This window comes from Citrobacter amalonaticus (assembly GCF_001559075.2).
GTDB classification, from domain to species: Bacteria; Pseudomonadota; Gammaproteobacteria; order Enterobacterales; family Enterobacteriaceae; genus Citrobacter_A; species Citrobacter_A amalonaticus_F.
Window position 1 is genome coordinate 2,897,594 of the sequence record NZ_CP014015.2, and the last position, 16,630, is coordinate 2,914,223.

The 16,630-nt window shown below is 54.9% G+C and carries 16 protein-coding genes; 12 read left to right on the top strand and 4 right to left on the bottom strand.

Going from position 1 to position 16,630, the window contains the following annotated elements:
* The first annotated feature begins 39 nt into the window (after positions 1–39).
* From fabZ to tilS, 9 genes are all read left to right on the top strand, one after another.
* Positions 40–495, top strand: a complete 456-nt coding sequence (gene fabZ, locus AL479_RS13965) for a 3-hydroxyacyl-ACP dehydratase FabZ (protein ID WP_003018528.1) — start codon at positions 40–42, stop codon at positions 493–495.
* Between the two features lie 3 nt (positions 496–498).
* Complete coding sequence (lpxA, locus tag AL479_RS13970) at positions 499–1,287, top strand: acyl-ACP--UDP-N-acetylglucosamine O-acyltransferase (protein WP_061076485.1); 789 nt, start codon at positions 499–501, stop codon at positions 1,285–1,287.
* Complete coding sequence (gene lpxB, locus AL479_RS13975) at positions 1,287–2,435, top strand: lipid-A-disaccharide synthase (protein WP_061076486.1); 1,149 nt, start codon at positions 1,287–1,289, stop codon at positions 2,433–2,435. The genes lpxA and lpxB overlap by 1 nt, the downstream gene beginning before the upstream one ends.
* Entirely contained in the window at positions 2,432–3,028 is a 597-nt protein-coding gene (gene rnhB, locus AL479_RS13980) for a ribonuclease HII (RefSeq protein ID WP_061076487.1), read from the top strand. The genes lpxB and rnhB overlap by 4 nt, the downstream gene beginning before the upstream one ends.
* Before the next feature lie 24 nt (positions 3,029–3,052).
* On the top strand, positions 3,053–6,535 hold the full coding sequence (dnaE, locus tag AL479_RS13985) for a DNA polymerase III subunit alpha (protein WP_061076488.1): 3,483 nt from the start codon (positions 3,053–3,055) through the stop codon (positions 6,533–6,535).
* Positions 6,536–6,547: 12 nt separating this feature from the next.
* A complete protein-coding gene (accA, locus tag AL479_RS13990) occupies positions 6,548–7,507 on the top strand; it encodes an acetyl-CoA carboxylase carboxyl transferase subunit alpha (protein WP_061076489.1) in 960 nt (319 codons plus the stop codon).
* Between the two features lie 98 nt (positions 7,508–7,605).
* Entirely contained in the window at positions 7,606–9,744 is a 2,139-nt protein-coding gene (gene ldcC, locus AL479_RS13995) for a lysine decarboxylase LdcC (protein WP_061076490.1), read from the top strand.
* A 65-nt stretch (positions 9,745–9,809) separates the two neighbouring features.
* Complete coding sequence (locus AL479_RS14000) at positions 9,810–10,199, top strand: VOC family protein (RefSeq protein ID WP_061076491.1); 390 nt, start codon at positions 9,810–9,812, stop codon at positions 10,197–10,199.
* A gap of 61 nt (positions 10,200–10,260) precedes the next feature.
* The gene (tilS, locus tag AL479_RS14005) at positions 10,261–11,559 is read left to right on the top strand and encodes a tRNA lysidine(34) synthetase TilS (protein ID WP_061076492.1); all 1,299 of its coding nucleotides are present in this window, start codon (positions 10,261–10,263) and stop codon (positions 11,557–11,559) included.
* 37 nt (positions 11,560–11,596) lie between these two features.
* Here tilS and rof read toward each other — a convergent pair whose 3' ends face one another.
* Both rof and AL479_RS14015 read right to left on the bottom strand, forming a co-directional pair.
* On the bottom strand, positions 11,597–11,857 hold the full coding sequence (rof, locus tag AL479_RS14010) for a Rho-binding antiterminator (protein ID WP_042323659.1): 261 nt from the start codon (positions 11,855–11,857) through the stop codon (positions 11,597–11,599).
* On the bottom strand, positions 11,844–12,044 hold the full coding sequence (locus AL479_RS14015; RefSeq protein ID WP_042323658.1) for a YaeP family protein: 201 nt from the start codon (positions 12,042–12,044) through the stop codon (positions 11,844–11,846). Before AL479_RS14015 ends, rof begins: the two co-directional genes overlap by 14 nt.
* Positions 12,045–12,232: 188 nt before the next feature.
* Here AL479_RS14015 and AL479_RS14020 point away from each other — a divergent pair, with 188 nt between their 5' ends.
* From AL479_RS14020 to nlpE, 3 genes are read left to right on the top strand one after another with little or no spacing between them, the layout of a single operon-like run.
* Positions 12,233–12,778, top strand: coding sequence for a YaeQ family protein (locus AL479_RS14020; RefSeq protein WP_061076493.1), 546 nt, complete (start codon positions 12,233–12,235; stop codon positions 12,776–12,778).
* Positions 12,775–13,194: an alternative ribosome rescue aminoacyl-tRNA hydrolase ArfB gene (arfB, locus tag AL479_RS14025; RefSeq protein WP_061076494.1), complete on the top strand. Its 420-nt coding sequence runs from the start codon at positions 12,775–12,777 to the stop codon at positions 13,192–13,194. The genes AL479_RS14020 and arfB overlap by 4 nt, the downstream gene beginning before the upstream one ends.
* 56 nt (positions 13,195–13,250) lie before the next feature.
* A complete protein-coding gene (nlpE, locus tag AL479_RS14030; protein ID WP_233623187.1) occupies positions 13,251–13,925 on the top strand; it encodes an envelope stress response activation lipoprotein NlpE in 675 nt (224 codons plus the stop codon).
* A 77-nt stretch (positions 13,926–14,002) separates the two neighbouring features.
* On the opposite strand, the gene AL479_RS14035 is transcribed toward nlpE, so the two are convergent.
* Both AL479_RS14035 and proS read right to left on the bottom strand, forming a co-directional pair.
* Positions 14,003–14,827 (bottom strand): YaeF family permuted papain-like enzyme, encoded by an 825-nt coding sequence (locus AL479_RS14035; RefSeq protein WP_061076496.1) that lies wholly within the window; start codon positions 14,825–14,827, stop codon positions 14,003–14,005.
* Positions 14,828–14,880: 53 nt separating this feature from the next.
* Entirely contained in the window at positions 14,881–16,599 is a 1,719-nt protein-coding gene (gene proS / locus AL479_RS14040) for a proline--tRNA ligase (RefSeq protein WP_061076497.1), read from the bottom strand.
* Positions 16,600–16,630: the final 31 nt, after the last annotated feature.

Genomic DNA, 16,630 nt, shown 5'->3' on the forward strand with positions numbered 1-16,630 from the left:
TATTATTGGCTTTTAGCATATTTGGACAGGAAGAGTATTTTGACTACTAACACTCATACTCTGCATATTGAAGAGATTTTAGAACTTCTGCCGCACCGTTTTCCGTTTTTACTGGTTGACCGCGTGCTGGACTTTGAAGAAGGTCGTTTTTTGCGTGCAGTGAAAAATGTCTCCGTTAACGAGCCGTTTTTCCAGGGGCATTTCCCGGGTAAACCGATTTTCCCTGGCGTGCTGATTCTGGAAGCCATGGCACAGGCTACCGGTATTCTTGCGTTTAAAAGCGTTGGGAAACTGGAGCCAGGAGAACTCTACTATTTCGCCGGTATTGATGAAGCACGCTTTAAGCGTCCCGTCGTGCCAGGCGATCAGATGATCATGGAAGTCACTTTCGAGAAAACGCGCCGTGGCCTGACCCGCTTTAAAGGGGTTGCGCTGGTTGACGGTAAAGTAGTTTGCGAAGCAACGATGATGTGCGCTCGTAGCCGGGAGGCCTGATACGTGATTGATAAATCCGCCTTTATTCATCCAACCGCCATTGTGGAAGAGGGCGCCTCACTCGGCGCTAACGTTCACATTGGTCCTTTTTGCCTTGTTGGACCCCATGTTGAAATTGGTGAGGGTACCGTACTGAAGTCTCACGTTGTCGTGAATGGTCATACCAAAATTGGCCGCGATAACGAGATATATCAGTTCGCCTCCATCGGTGAAGTGAACCAGGATCTGAAATATGCTGGTGAACCGACCCGTGTGGAAATTGGCGATCGTAACCGCATTCGCGAAAGCGTTACCATTCATCGTGGCACAGTGCAGGGCGGTGGATTGACGAAGGTGGGCAGCGATAACTTACTGATGATCAATGCCCATGTGGCACACGATTGCACAATAGGAGATCGCTGTATTCTGGCGAATAACGCCACGCTTGCCGGTCACGTCTCGCTGGATGATTACGTCATCATCGGTGGCATGACCGCCGTGCACCAATTCTGCATTATTGGCGCACACGTGATGGTCGGCGGCTGTTCTGGCGTTGCTCAGGACGTTCCGCCGTACGTTATTGCGCAGGGCAACCACGCGACGCCGTTTGGCGTCAACATCGAAGGCCTGAAGCGTCGCGGATTTACTCGCGAAGCGATCACCGCCATCCGCAATGCTTACAAAGCGTTGTACCGTAGCGGCAAAACGCTGGAAGACGTAAAACCGGAAATCGCCGAACTGGCGAAGCAGTATCCGGAAGTACAGGCGTTCAGCGATTTCTTTGCCCGCTCAACGCGCGGTCTGATTCGTTAATGGCTCAACAGCGCCCCTTAACGATTGCCCTGGTCGCCGGAGAAACCTCCGGCGATATTCTTGGTGCTGGCTTAATCCGGGCGCTGAAAGCGCGCGTACCTGACGCGCGTTTTGTCGGCGTCGCAGGCCCACGCATGCAGGCCGAAGGCTGTGAAGCCTGGTATGAAATGGAAGAACTGGCGGTGATGGGCATTGTGGAAGTGCTTGGACGCCTGCGTCGTCTGCTGCATATCCGCGCCGATCTGACCCGTCGATTCACCGAGCTACAGCCCGATGTCTTCGTTGGTATTGATGCACCCGATTTCAATATCACCCTCGAAGGGAATCTGAAAAAACAGGGCATCAAAACGATTCATTACGTCAGTCCGTCCGTCTGGGCGTGGCGACAGAAACGCGTTTTCAAAATAGGCAGATCCACCAACATGGTTCTGGCTTTTCTGCCTTTCGAAAAAGCGTTTTACGACAAGTACAACGTGCCGTGCCGTTTTATCGGTCACACCATGGCGGATGCAATGCCGCTGGACCCGGATAAAAACGCGGCGCGAGATGTGCTGGGGATCCCCCACGACGCGCACTGTCTGGCGTTATTACCCGGCAGTCGCGGTGCAGAAGTAGAAATGCTCAGCGCCGACTTCCTGAAAACGGCTCAACTGTTGCGCCAGAGCTATCCCGACCTTGAGGTGGTGGTGCCATTGGTGAACGCCAAACGGCGCGAGCAGTTTGAGCAGATCAAAGCGGAAGTCGCCCCGACGCTTTCCGTCCATCTGTTGGATGGGATGGCGCGAGAAGCGATGATCGCCAGCGATGCCGCGCTGCTGGCATCCGGTACCGCTGCGCTCGAGTGTATGCTGGCGAAATGCCCGATGGTGGTGGGATATCGCATGAAGCCCTTTACGTTCTGGCTGGCAAAGCGACTGGTGAAGACAGATTATGTCTCACTGCCGAACCTGCTGGCGGGAAGGGAACTGGTGAAAGAGCTGTTGCAGGAAGAGTGCGAGCCGCAAAAGCTGGCTGAGGCACTTCTCCCCTTGCTGGCAAACGGTAAAACCAGCCATGCGATGCACGATACTTTCCGCGAACTGCATCAGCAGATCCGCTGTAATGCTGATGAGCAGGCGGCGGATGCGGTCCTGGAGTTAGCACGATGATCGAATTTGTTTATCCGCACACGCATTTAGTGGCGGGTGTGGATGAAGTCGGACGCGGTCCGTTGGTCGGCGCGGTCGTCACCGCTGCCGTGATCCTCGACCCGGCTCGCCCGATTGTGGGTCTTAACGATTCCAAAAAATTATCTGAAAAGCGCCGTCTGGCGCTGTATGACGAAATCAAAGAAAAAGCGTTGAGCTGGAGCCTCGGTCGTGCGGAACCGCACGAGATCGATGAGCTGAATATTCTCCACGCCACAATGCTGGCCATGCAGCGAGCGGTGGCGGGGTTATCTATTGCGCCGGAATATGTGCTGATCGACGGTAATCGCTGCCCGGCATTGCCTGTGCCGTCTCTGGCGGTGGTGAAGGGCGACAGCCGGGTGGCAGAGATCAGCGCCGCGTCTATTCTTGCAAAAGTCACGCGTGACGCCGAAATGGCCGCGTTGGATAGCGTTTTCCCGCAATATGGTTTTGCCCAGCACAAAGGGTATCCAACCGCTTTCCATCTGGAAAAACTGGCTGAACATGGCGCAACGGAGCATCACCGACGTAGTTTTGCTCCCGTTAAACGCGCACTGGGACTCGCGTCCTGATTCTTGTGTCGAAGGAATCTGAAGATGTCTGAACCTCGTTTCGTCCACCTGCGGGTGCACAGCGACTACTCCATGATCGATGGGCTGGCGAAAACCGGGCCGCTGGTGAAAAAGGCGGCCGCGTTGGGCATGCCTGCGCTGGCGATCACCGATTTTACTAACCTCTGTGGTCTGGTTAAGTTCTACGGAGCGGGTCATGGCGCAGGGATTAAACCCATTGTTGGCGCTGATTTCCATGTTCAGAGCGAGCTGATGGGGGATGAACTCACGCATCTGACGGTGCTCGCTGCGAATAACACCGGTTATCAAAATCTCACCCTGCTGATCTCCAAAGCCTATCAGCGTGGCTATGGTGCGGCGGGGCCGATTATTGACCGTGACTGGCTGATCGAACTGAAAGAAGGGTTGATCCTGCTGTCTGGCGGGCGCATGGGTGACGTCGGGCGCAGTCTGCTGCGCGGCAACAGCGTGCTGGTCGAAGAGTGTGTCGCTTTCTACGAAGAACACTTTCCGGATCGTTATTTCCTTGAGCTGATCCGAACCGGCAGACCTGATGAAGAGAATTATCTGCATGCTGCCGTTGCGCTGGCGGAAGCACGCGGTTTGCCGGTGGTCGCCACCAACGACGTGCGTTTCATCAATAGTGAAGACTTTGACGCGCATGAAATTCGCGTTGCTATTCACGATGGCTTCACCCTCGACGATCCCAAACGTCCGCGTAACTACTCGCCGCAGCAATATATGCGTTCGGAAGAGGAGATGTGCGAACTTTTCTCCGATATTCCGGAAGCGCTGGAAAACACCGTCGAAATAGCAAAACGCTGCAACGTCACGGTGCGTCTGGGCGAGTACTTCCTGCCGCAGTTCCCGACCGGCGATATGACCACGGAAGATTTCTTGGTCCAGAAATCGAAAGAGGGACTGGAAGAGCGCCTGGCCTTCCTGTTCCCGGATGAAGCCGAGCGGAAAGAGAAACGTCCGCCATACGATGAACGTCTGGATATCGAACTACAGGTAATCAACCAGATGGGGTTCCCGGGCTACTTCCTCATCGTTATGGAATTTATCCAGTGGTCGAAAGACAACGGCGTGCCGGTAGGTCCGGGCCGTGGTTCTGGTGCGGGCTCGCTGGTGGCTTACGCGCTGAAAATTACCGATCTCGATCCGCTGGAATTTGACCTGCTGTTCGAACGTTTCCTTAACCCGGAACGTGTCTCCATGCCCGACTTCGACGTTGACTTCTGTATGGAGAAACGCGACCAGGTCATTGAGCACGTGGCCGACATGTACGGCCGTGATGCGGTGTCGCAGATCATTACCTTCGGTACGATGGCGGCGAAAGCGGTTATCCGCGACGTGGGCCGCGTGCTGGGCCACCCGTACGGTTTTGTCGACAGGATTTCGAAACTGGTCCCGCCCGATCCGGGGATGACGCTGGCGAAAGCCTTTGAAGCCGAACCGCAACTGCCTGAGATTTACGAGGCAGATGAAGAAGTTAAAGCGCTGATCGACATGGCGCGTAAGCTCGAAGGGGTCACGCGTAACGCCGGTAAACACGCCGGGGGTGTGGTTATCGCCCCGACGAAAATCACCGATTTCGCGCCGCTGTACTGTGATGAACAGGGGCTGCACCCGGTTACCCAGTTTGATAAAAACGACGTGGAATATGCCGGCCTCGTGAAGTTCGACTTCCTCGGCTTGCGTACGCTCACTATCATCAACTGGGCGCTGGAGATGATTAACGCCCGCCGCGAGAAGAACGGCGAGCCGCCGCTGGATATTGCCGCTATCCCGCTGAACGATAAGAAAAGCTTCGATATGCTGCAACGTTCGGAAACCACGGCGGTCTTCCAGCTTGAATCCCGCGGCATGAAAGACCTGATTAAGCGTCTGCAGCCTGACTGCTTCGAAGATATGATCGCTCTGGTGGCCCTGTTCCGTCCGGGGCCGTTGCAGTCCGGGATGGTAGATAACTTCATCGACCGTAAGCACGGACGCGAAGAGATTTCCTATCCGGATGTGCAGTGGCAGCACGAAAGCCTGAAACCGGTACTGGAGCCGACCTACGGCATCATCCTGTATCAGGAACAGGTCATGCAGATTGCCCAGGTGCTCTCTGGCTATACCCTCGGCGGCGCGGACATGCTGCGTCGTGCGATGGGTAAGAAAAAGCCGGAAGAGATGGCCAAACAGCGCGGCACCTTCGAAGAAGGGGCGAAAAAGAACGGCGTTGACGGCGAACTGGCGATGAAAATCTTCGACCTGGTGGAGAAATTCGCGGGTTACGGATTTAACAAATCGCACTCTGCTGCCTACGCGCTGGTCTCTTACCAGACGCTGTGGTTGAAAGCGCACTATCCTGCTGAGTTTATGGCGGCGGTCATGACTGCCGATATGGACAACACTGAGAAAGTGGTGGGGCTGGTGGATGAATGCTGGCGCATGGGGCTGAAAATCCTGCCGCCGGATATCAACTCCGGGCTGTACCACTTCCACGTCAACGACGATGGCGAGATTGTCTACGGCATCGGCGCGATCAAAGGCGTGGGCGAAGGCCCGATTGAGGCGATCATTGAAGCGCGTAATAACGGCGGCTATTTCCGCGAGTTGTTCGATCTTTGCGCGCGTACCGATACCAAAAAGCTCAACCGCCGGGTGCTGGAAAAATTGATCATGTCCGGGGCGTTCGACAGGCTGGGGCCGCATCGCGCTGCGCTGATGAACTCGCTGGGCGATGCGCTGAAAGCCGCCGATCAGCATGCGAAAGCAGAAGCGATTGGTCAGGCGGATATGTTCGGCGTGCTGGCGGAAGAGCCGGAACAAATTGAACAGTCCTACGCCAGCTGCCAGCCGTGGCCAGAGCAGGTGGTGTTAGATGGAGAACGCGAAACGTTAGGGTTGTACCTGACGGGTCACCCGATCAATCAGTATTTGAAAGAAATTGAGCGCTATGTCGGAGGCTACCGGCTGAAAGACATGCATCCGACAGAACGTGGTAAAGTGACCACGGCTGCGGGGCTCGTCATTGCCGCAAGGGTTATGGTCACCAAGCGCGGCAATCGTATCGGCATCTGTACGCTGGATGACCGTTCCGGACGTCTGGAGGTGATGTTATTTACCGACGCCCTGGATAAATACCAGCAATTGCTGGAAAAAGACCGCATACTTATCGTCAGCGGACAGGTCAGCTTTGATGACTTCAGCGGGGGGCTTAAAATGACCGCCCGCGAAGTGATGGATATTGACGAAGCCCGGGAAAAATATGCTCGCGGGCTTGCTATCTCGCTGACGGACAGGCAAATTGATGACCAGCTTTTAAACCGACTCCGTCAGTCTCTGGAACCCCACCGCTCGGGGACAATTCCAGTACATCTCTACTATCAGAGGGCGGATGCACGTGCGCGGTTGCGTTTTGGCGCGACGTGGCGTGTCTCTCCGAGCGATCGTTTGCTAAACGATCTCCGTGGCCTCATTGGTTCGGAGCAGGTGGAACTGGAGTTTGACTAATACAGGAATACTATGAGTCTGAATTTCCTTGATTTTGAACAGCCGATTGCAGAGCTGGAAGCAAAAATCGATTCTCTGACTGCGGTGAGCCGTCAGGACGAGAAACTGGATATTAACATCGATGAAGAAGTGCATCGTCTGCGTGAAAAAAGCGTAGAGCTAACGCGCAAAATCTTCGCCGATCTTGGCGCATGGCAGGTTGCCCAACTGGCACGCCATCCGCAGCGTCCTTACACCCTGGATTATGTTCGCCTGGCGTTTGATGAATTTGACGAACTGGCGGGCGATCGCGCCTATGCGGACGATAAAGCTATCGTCGGCGGTATCGCGCGTCTGGACGGTCGTCCGGTGATGATTATTGGTCATCAGAAAGGCCGCGAGACCAAAGAGAAAATCCGTCGTAACTTCGGGATGCCGGCGCCGGAAGGCTATCGTAAAGCGCTGCGTCTGATGGAAATGGCCGAGCGTTTCAACATGCCGATCATTACCTTTATCGACACCCCGGGTGCTTACCCAGGCGTGGGTGCCGAAGAGCGCGGTCAGTCCGAAGCTATCGCCCGTAACCTGCGTGAAATGTCACGTCTGAGCGTACCGGTTATCTGCACCGTGATCGGTGAGGGTGGCTCCGGCGGCGCACTGGCGATTGGCGTGGGTGATAAAGTGAATATGCTGCAATACAGCACCTATTCCGTGATCTCTCCGGAAGGTTGTGCGTCTATTCTCTGGAAGAGCGCCGACAAAGCGCCGCTGGCCGCAGAAGCGATGGGCATCGTTGCTCCGCGTCTGAAAGAGCTGAAGCTGATTGATTCCATTATCCCGGAACCGCTGGGTGGCGCGCATCGTAACCCGGAAGTGATGGCGGCTTCGCTGAAAGCACAACTGGTGGCCGATCTTGCCGATCTCGATGTGCTGAGCACCGAAGATTTGAAGAATCGTCGCTATCAGCGTCTGATGAGCTATGGCTACGCCTAAGCGTTGACCATTCCGAAAAGGGCCACAAATTGTGGCCCTTTTTTTTACCTGCGGTTTGAACACGCTATGATTAGCGTAGGTTTTTCCAGGAGGAACGCATGAATATCATCGCCATCATGGGGCCGCACGGAGTTTTTTATAAAGACGAGCCCATCAAAGAGCTTGAGCGTGCGCTGCAATCACAGGGATTTCAGATTATCTGGCCACAGAACAGCGTCGACCTGCTGAAATTTATCGAACACAACCCACGCATTTGCGGGGTGATTTTTGACTGGGATGAGTACAGTCTCGATCTGTGCAGTGAGATTAACCAGCTCAATGAGTATTTACCACTGTACGCGTTTATCAACACGCATTCGACGATGGATGTCAGCGTTCACGACATGCGCATGGCGTTATGGTTTTTTGAATATGCGCTGGGGCAGGCGGAAGATATCGCGACGCGCATTCGGCAGTACACCAATGAGTATCTCGACAATATCACGCCGCCTTTTACCAGAGCGTTGTTCACCTATGTGAAAGAGGGGAAATACACCTTCTGCACGCCGGGGCACATGGCCGGAACGGCCTATCAAAAAAGCCCGGTTGGCTGCCTGTTCTATGACTTTTTCGGTGGCAATACCCTGAAAGCGGATGTGTCGATATCGGTCACTGAACTGGGTTCGTTACTCGATCACACCGGGCCACATCTGGAAGCCGAAGAGTATATCGCCCGAACCTTCGGCGCAGAGCAGAGTTATATGGTGACTAACGGCACCTCCACCTCAAACAAAATTGTGGGGATGTATGCCGCACCGACTGGCAGTACGCTGTTGATTGACCGTAACTGCCATAAGTCACTGGCGCACTTGTTGATGATGAGCGATGTTGTCCCGATCTGGCTGAAACCGACGCGTAATGCGCTCGGCATTCTGGGCGGTATTCCTAAGCGCGAGTTCACGCGCGAGAGCATTGCGAGCATGGTTGCCGCCACGGCGCAGGCGCAGTGGCCGGTTCATGCTGTGATTACCAACTCAACCTATGACGGTCTGCTGTATAACACCAACTGGATCAAGCAGACGCTGGATGTCCCCTCTATCCACTTCGATTCCGCCTGGGTGCCCTATACCCACTTTCATCCCATTTATCAGGGGAAAAGCGGGATGAGCGGCGAACGGGTGCCTGGCAAGGTGATTTTCGAAACGCAATCCACCCACAAAATGCTGGCGGCGCTATCGCAGGCGTCGCTGATCCATATTAAAGGGGACTATGACGAAGAGACCTTCAACGAAGCTTTTATGATGCACACCTCTACCTCACCGAGCTATCCCATTGTTGCCTCCATTGAGACGGCGGCGGCGATGCTGCGGGGAAATTCCGGCAGGCGTTTAATCAACCGTTCGGTGGAACGCGCACTGCATTTTCGTAAAGAGGTGCAGAGGCTGCGCGAGGAGTCTGACGGCTGGTTCTTTGATATCTGGCAGCCGGAAGAGGTGGATGACGCAGCGTGCTGGCCGGTGGCGCCCGGTGAAGACTGGCACGGATTTACCGATGCCGACGATGACCATATGTTCCTCGATCCGGTAAAAGTGACGATTCTGACGCCCGGTATGGATGAGCAAGGGAAGATGAGTGACGAAGGGATCCCTGCTGCGCTGGTGGCGAAATTCCTCGATGAGCGTGGCGTGGTGGTAGAGAAAACCGGCCCGTACAACCTGCTGTTTCTCTTCAGCATCGGTATTGATAAAACCCGGGCAATGGGGCTGTTGCGTGGACTGACCGAGTTCAAACGCTCTTACGATCTCAATTTGCGCGTGAAGAATATGCTACCGGATCTGTATGCAGAAGATCCTGATTTTTATCGCAATATGCGTATTCAGGATCTGGCGCAAGGTATCCATAAGCTCATCCGCCAGCACGATCTTTCCGGCCTGATGTTGCGTGCGTTTGATACATTGCCAGAAATGATCATGACGCCGCATCAGGCCTGGCAGCGACAGATCAAAGGCGAAGTCGAAACGGTGCCCCTCGATCAACTGGTGGGACGCGTGTCGGCGAATATGATCCTGCCGTACCCACCCGGCGTTCCGCTGCTGATGCCGGGAGAAATGCTCACTGAGCAGAGTCGCGCAGTGCTCGATTTTCTGCTGATGCTCTGTTCTGTCGGTCAGCGCTATCCGGGCTTTGAAACGGATATTCACGGGGCGAAACAGGATGACGACGGCGTATACCTCGTACGAGTCTTAAAAACGGCATGACGACTTGCCTTCAGCGCACTCGGGCGGGTAACGTGCTGATGATAAATAAAGGAGATGAAGACATTATGCTGGGATTAAAACAGGTTCACCACATTGCGATTATTGCGACAGACTATGCCGCGAGTAAGTCCTTCTATTGCGATATTCTGGGGTTTACGCTGCTGAGCGAGGCCTATCGCGCAGAACGCGACTCGTGGAAGGGCGATCTGGCGCTGAACGGACAATATGTGATTGAGCTTTTTTCATTTCCTTTCCCGCCAGCGCGTCCTGGTCACCCGGAAGCCTGCGGTTTGCGCCATCTGGCGTTCAGCGTGGATGACCTGGATAATGCTGTTGCACATCTGGAGGCGAATCACGTTGATTGCGAAGCCATCCGCATTGATCCCTTCACCAACAAACGCTTCACCTTTTTTAAAGACCCGGATGGCCTGCCGCTCGAATTGTATGAGCAGTAAGGCTTGTTATTGCGACGATTGCCCGGTAACGTGCCGGGCAACGTCACTGTAAATAACCGCTATGACAACACTCACGCTGAACACCTCGCTTATCACCTCCCGGCAGATACTGGTCGCCTTTAGCGGCGGTCTGGACTCTACCGTGCTCCTGCACCAACTGGTGCAATGGCGGACGCAGCAGCCGACACGCTCTCTTCGCGCCATTCACATCCATCATGGACTTAGCGCTCACGCCGATGAATGGGTGGCTCACTGTGAAGCCGTCTGTGCACAATGGCAGGTGCCGCTGGTGGTGGCGCGGGTAACGCTGGCGGACGCCGGGCTGGGAATCGAAGCGCAGGCCCGGCAGGCGCGATATCAGGCATTTGCCGACGCGTTATTGCCCGGCGAAGTACTGGTGACTGCCCAGCATCTTGACGATCAGTGTGAAACCTTTTTGCTGGCGCTCAAACGCGGTAGCGGACCGGCGGGACTTTCGGCGATGGCGGAGAGTTCTGCGTTTGCCGGCACGCGGCTTATCCGTCCGTTGTTGACGCAAACCCGTATGGCGCTGGAGCAATGGGCGAGGCAACATCAGCTTCGCTGGATTGAAGATGAAAGCAATCAGGATGACGCCTACGATCGCAACTTCCTGCGTTTGCAGGTTCTGCCGCTCCTGCAACAGCGCTGGCCGCATTTTGCAGACGCTACGGCGCGCAGCGCCGCGCTGTGCGCCGAGCAGGAACATCTGCTGGATGAACTGCTTGCCGATGAGTTGTCTGGTTGCACTACGGCAGAGGGTGCGCTGGCGCTGGCACCACTCACGGCGATGAGCCGTGTCCGGCGCGCCGCGCTGCTTCGTCGCTGGCTGGCGGCGCAAAATGCGCCGATGCCTTCACGCGATGGGCTGGAGCGTCTCTGGCAGGAGGTGGCGCTGGCGCGTGAAGATGCTTCGCCCTGCCTGCGTTTCGGCGAATATGAGGTGCGGCGTTATCAGGGACAGCTGTGGTGGATTAAATCCGTTGTCGGACAAAGTGAGACAATACTGCACTGGCCTCGCTGGCAGCTACCGCTCTCGCTGCCTGCCGGGCTGGGCCACCTGCGGCTACAGGCGGGGGGGGAATTGCGTATGCCCCGAGAGGATGAGCGCGTCAGTATCCGTTTTAAGGCGCCGGGGATGCTGCATATTGTTGGCCGCAACGGTGGGCGCAAGCTTAAGAAAATCTGGCAGGAGCGGAATGTGCCCCCCTGGCGACGTGACACCACGCCGTTGCTGTTTTACGGCGAAACGCTGATTGCGGCCGCAGGGGTATTTGTAACGAGTGATGGAGCGGCGGCGGGGGAACCGGGGGTGAAACTGGTGTGGGATCATTTCCGTTGAAATGCCTGATGGCGCAGCGCCACCAGGCAACAGGGGGTCAGGATTCGCTAACCACCACGGTACCGATTTCCGGATGGCTGAAGCTGACAATTTTATCGAGACGAAGCTCGCGCGTTTCACCCGCAACCTCGGTGATCAGATATTCCACGTTTTTCCGTGAAACCAAATCGTTGGCTTTCGCCTGCAAAACTTCACCATCTTTCAGTTCCAGCGTCAGTAATAAATGATGCTGGCAGGCGAGCTCGAGGTTGTCGTAGTCATCACAGTTGATGGGTTGGTATGTATCATTCATTGACATAATCGCTCACCAGTAAGTTCGCCGCAGCATACGCCGCCTTTTCCCTGACCGACTCTGAAAGGGCACTGTCTGCCGCTATTTCATTAAGCACCTTCAATACGCAACCCAGCGCATCCGGGATATACCCTAAGTCTCCGCTGGCGATTTCCGCATACCGCTTGCGTATTAACTCACAATATTTTTCCACATGCCCTCCTGTCAGCATTCTGACTTAACCGTGGATGCAAGTCTAAGCCTACGAAGATAAACTCTGTTTAGCAAGGTGACTATACCACAGCCATTCACGCAATATCAGCGCCTTGATTGATGATCCTCTGACAGCCTTTTGGCCCCTTTTTCGCTACAATGGCTGCCTGATTCGAAAGGAGTTTTTCCATGGCGCTTAAAGCGACAATTTATAAAGCCGTCGTCAACGTGGCGGACCTTGACCGCAACCAGTTTCTTGATGCGGCGTTGACGCTGGCGCGTCACCCCTCAGAAACCCAGGAACGAATGATGCTGCGTCTGCTGGCGTGGATGAAGTATGCGGATGAGCGTCTCCAGTTTACGCGCGGTTTAAGCGCAGAGGATGAACCGGAAGCGTGGCTGCGTAACGATCATCTGGGGATCGACTTGTGGGTTGAACTGGGATTACCGGATGAGCGTCGTATTAAGAAAGCGTGCACGCAGTCTGCTGACGTGGCGCTGTTTGCCTACAATAGCCGGGCGGCGCAGATCTGGTGGCAGCAGAATCAAAGCAAATGCGCGCAGTTTTCGAATCTCACGGTCTGGTATCTGGATGATGAACAACTGGCCCAGCTCAGTGCCTTCGCGAGCCGTACCATGACGCTACAGGCGACGATTCAGGACGGGGCGATCTGGCTGTCTGACTCTCAGAATAATCTGGAAATCCATCTGACTCCGTGGCAACAGCCGGCATGATCGTCATTTCACGAACGGTCTCGATCCCCGACGATGAGCTGGAGATCACCGCTATTCGCGCCCAGGGCGCAGGGGGACAGCACGTCAATAAGACCTCAACGGCGATACATTTGCGTTTTGACATTCGGGCCTCCAGCCTGCCAGAGTATTATAAGGAGCGTCTGCTGGCTGCCAGCCATCATTTGATTACCGCTGATGGCGTGATGATTATTAAGGCGCAGGAGTACCGTAACCAGGAACTCAACCGGGAAGCGGCGCTTGCCAGACTGGCAGCGGTTATAAAAGAGCTCACTGCAGAACAAAAAAGCCGACGCGCAACCCGACCGACGCGGGCATCGAAAGAACGAAGATTAAATTCGAAGGCGCAGAAATCCTCAGTAAAAGCCCTTCGCGGTAAAGTCCGTCGTGATGACTGACGGGCAGGAATAAAATGTGATAGGGAGTCAGGGTGAAAAAAACACTACTTTCAGCGATGGCGGCGTTTACGCTCTTCGCATTGATTGGCTGTAACAACCGTTCAGAGGTTGATGTTATCCAGCCGACACAGGTTGCAGAGTTAAAACCGATGCAGCAAAGCTGGCGAGGCATTCTGCCTTGTGCCGACTGCGAGGGAATTGAGACTTCACTGTTTCTGGAGAAAGATGGCACATGGGTAATGAACGAACGCTATCAGGGCGTGCGTGAAGAGCCGTCTTCTTTTGCTTCCTACGGCTCCTGGGCGCGTACTGCCGATAAACTGGTGCTGACCGACAGTCAGGGCGAGAAATCCTACTATCGTGCAAAAGGGGACGCGCTGGAGATGCTGGATCGGGAGGGGAATCCGATCGAGTCTCAGTTCAACTATACCCTTGCGCCAGTGAAATCGAGCTTGCCGGTGACGCCGATGGCGATGCGTGGCATGTATTTCTATATGGCGGACGCCGCGACCTTCACCGACTGCGCAACCGGAAAGCAGGTTTCCGTCGCCAGTAACGCAGAGCTGGAACGCGGTTATCTTGCGGCGCGTGGCGCCAGTGAGAAACCGGTGCTGTTGTCCGTCGAAGGGCACTTCACGCTGGAGGCGAATCCGGATACCCATGAGCCGGTGAAAACGCTGATGGCCGATAAAGAGATTAAATTTATCCCGGGTAAGAGCTGTACCGACTGAGGGATGGGCTGAACGAAAGCTGTCCGGGTGACCGGACAGTTATCGTCTTACCCGCTTTTTGCTATTGTGTATCGCGCTTAACGCGTCAGTCCTACAAAACGTCCCGTCTTGATATAAATCCCTAACTTCAAATGACCGACATAGCGTAGCTGTGTTTCTGGCTTAAATGCGGCAACGTCGCCTTCCCGCATGTGCATCAGGTCGGCAGGACTGATCCAGCCCGACTGTGCCAGGGTTAGCGGATGTCCCGCTTTGGTAAACGCATCAGTGACGAATTCAGAGCAAAACCACGCCGTTTTTTCTCCCTCGCGGGGATCGCTCAACTGGGCTTTTGCCAGTCCGCTGACGCACTGTTGCCGGAAATCCGCAGAGAAGGGGTTTAGTGAACACATCTGGCGAGTCACCATAAACGGAATGAATTCCACGATACCGCGATAGTTATAGCCACTGTCTTTGATTTTGTAGGCGAAGGTTTTGATCTCTGTGGCCTGTTGCGGAGTCAGTTCCGGGACTCTCAGGGCAAAAAGTTTATCACTGTGTTTCTTCGCCTGTTTGAGTGACACGATTTGTACGCCAGCGCCGGTGGCTTCTGCGACTTCATTATCGCCCAGATAGACGGCAACGTGGCTTACGGAAGCGTTGCTGAACGCGCGGATGCCTAATGAGGTAACCCCGAGGCTGGAGGAGAACAACAGATCGCCTGGCTTAAGGTCGGTATCGGTAATTTCGACGAGTGCTTTCTTCGTGAATGAACTCTGGCGCTGGAATGTAACCGCCCATTTTTTGGATTGTGCATCAATGGCGGCGGCGGATTTATTCGGCGGGCTGACGTCAACGGTGCAGGCCGAAAGCAAAAGAAGGCAAGGGAGGAACAGGCGGTAATACGCCGTTGGTTTAGCCATTTTATACAATCCATGTAAAAAAGAGGCCCTGAAAATCAGAGCCTCTTATAACATCAGCCTTTAATCTGTTTAACCAGATAGTTGACGATGTCGCCAGTTTTTATCAACTGCTTCTCGCCATTGCGACGGTATTTGTATTCAATATCGTCGTTGTCGAGGTTACGGTCGCCCAGCACGATAGTGTGCGGAATACCGATCAGTTCCATGTCCGCGAACATCACGCCTGGACGCTCTTTACGGTCATCCATCAGCACGTCGATACCCTGCGCGTGCAGTTCAGCATACAGTTTTTCCGCCAGTTCCTGCACACGATAAGACTTGTGCATGTTCATCGGCAGAATCGCCACCTGGAATGGGGCGATCGCGTCAGGCCATACGATCCCGCGCTCGTCGTAGTTCTGCTCAATGGCCGCGGCCACCACACGCGTGACCCCGATACCGTAACAACCCATGGTCAGGATCTGGTTGCGGCCATCTTCACCCTGAACGGCGGCTTTCATTGCTTCCGAGTACTTGGTGCCCAACTGGAAGATATGGCCGACTTCGATACCGCGTTTGATCAGCAACGTGCCTTTACCATCCGGGCTTGGATCGCCGGCGACGACGTTACGGATGTCGGCGACTTCCGGGGTGGCGACATCGCGATCCCAGTTAATGCCGAAGTAGTGCTTACCATCGACGTTAGCGCCTGCCGCGAAATCACTCATTGCGGCAACGGTACGGTCAATAATCACCGGCACCGGCATGTTTACCGGACCCAAAGAACCCGGACCGGCATTCACCAGCGCGCGGATCTCTTCTTCGGTCGCGAACGTCAGCGGGCTGGCAACCAGCGGCAGCTTTTCCGCTTTGACTTCGTTCAGCTCGTGATCGCCGCGAACCAGCAGTGCGACCAGTGGAGACTTACTGTCTTCTACGGCTTTCACCAGCAGGGTTTTCACGGTTTTCTCGATTGGCAGACTAAACTGTTCAACCAGCTCGGCGATGGTTTTTGCGTTCGGCGTATCAACCAGAGTCATCTCTTGCGTTGCAGCGGCACGCGGCTCTTTTGGCGCAACGGCTTCCGCAAATTCAATGTTGGCCGCGTAGTCAGAGGAATCAGAGAAGATCACATCGTCTTCGCCGCTCTGCGCCAGTACCTGGAATTCGTGCGAGGCGCTGCCGCCGATAGAACCGGTGTCAGCTTGTACCGCGCGGAAATCCAGCCCCATGCGGCTGAAGATCTTGCTATAAGCCGCGTACATCGCGTCGTAAGTTTCCTGCAGAGATTCCTGAGAAGTATGGAAAGAGTAAGCATCTTTCATCAGGAATTCACGGGAGCGCATCACGCCGAAACGCGGACGCACTTCGTCACGGAATTTAGTCTGAATCTGGTAGAAGTTCAGCGGCAGCTGTTTGTAAGAGCTGAGCTCGTTACGAATCAAATCGGTGATCACTTCTTCGTGCGTTGGGCCAAGTACGAACGGACGATCGCCACGGTCAGCAATACGCAGCAGTTCCGGACCGTACTGTTCCCAACGACCACTTTCTTGCCACAGTTCAGAAGGCTGAACCACTGGCATTAACACCTCAATGGCACCGGCGTTGTTCATTTCTTCACGCACGATGTTCTCGACTTTTCTCAGGACGCGCACACCGGTCGGCAGCCAGGTGTATAACCCGGAGGCCAGCTTGCGGATCATCCCGGCGCGTAGCATCAGCTGGTGGCTGATCACCTCGGCGTCGGCAGGTGTCTCCTTCAGAGTGGAGAGCAGGTATTGGCTAGTACGCATGTTGTTACGGTTCCAGTTGAACGATCGAACA

Coding starts and splice junctions, on each gene's coding strand:
- lpxB (WP_061076486.1), top strand. CDS start 1,287: ATGGCTCAACAGCGCCCCTTAACGATTGCCCTGGTCGCCGGAGAAACC.
- rnhB (WP_061076487.1), top strand. CDS start 2,432: ATGATCGAATTTGTTTATCCGCACACGCATTTAGTGGCGGGTGTGGAT.
- dnaE (WP_061076488.1), top strand. CDS start 3,053: ATGTCTGAACCTCGTTTCGTCCACCTGCGGGTGCACAGCGACTACTCC.
- accA (WP_061076489.1), top strand. CDS start 6,548: ATGAGTCTGAATTTCCTTGATTTTGAACAGCCGATTGCAGAGCTGGAA.
- ldcC (WP_061076490.1), top strand. CDS start 7,606: ATGAATATCATCGCCATCATGGGGCCGCACGGAGTTTTTTATAAAGAC.
- AL479_RS14000 (WP_061076491.1), top strand. CDS start 9,810: ATGCTGGGATTAAAACAGGTTCACCACATTGCGATTATTGCGACAGAC.
- tilS (WP_061076492.1), top strand. CDS start 10,261: ATGACAACACTCACGCTGAACACCTCGCTTATCACCTCCCGGCAGATA.
- rof (WP_042323659.1), bottom strand. CDS start 11,857: ATGTCAATGAATGATACATACCAACCCATCAACTGTGATGACTACGAC.
- AL479_RS14020 (WP_061076493.1), top strand. CDS start 12,233: ATGGCGCTTAAAGCGACAATTTATAAAGCCGTCGTCAACGTGGCGGAC.
- arfB (WP_061076494.1), top strand. CDS start 12,775: ATGATCGTCATTTCACGAACGGTCTCGATCCCCGACGATGAGCTGGAG.
- nlpE (WP_233623187.1), top strand. CDS start 13,251: ATGGCGGCGTTTACGCTCTTCGCATTGATTGGCTGTAACAACCGTTCA.
- AL479_RS14035 (WP_061076496.1), bottom strand. CDS start 14,827: ATGGCTAAACCAACGGCGTATTACCGCCTGTTCCTCCCTTGCCTTCTT.
- proS (WP_061076497.1), bottom strand. CDS start 16,599: ATGCGTACTAGCCAATACCTGCTCTCCACTCTGAAGGAGACACCTGCC.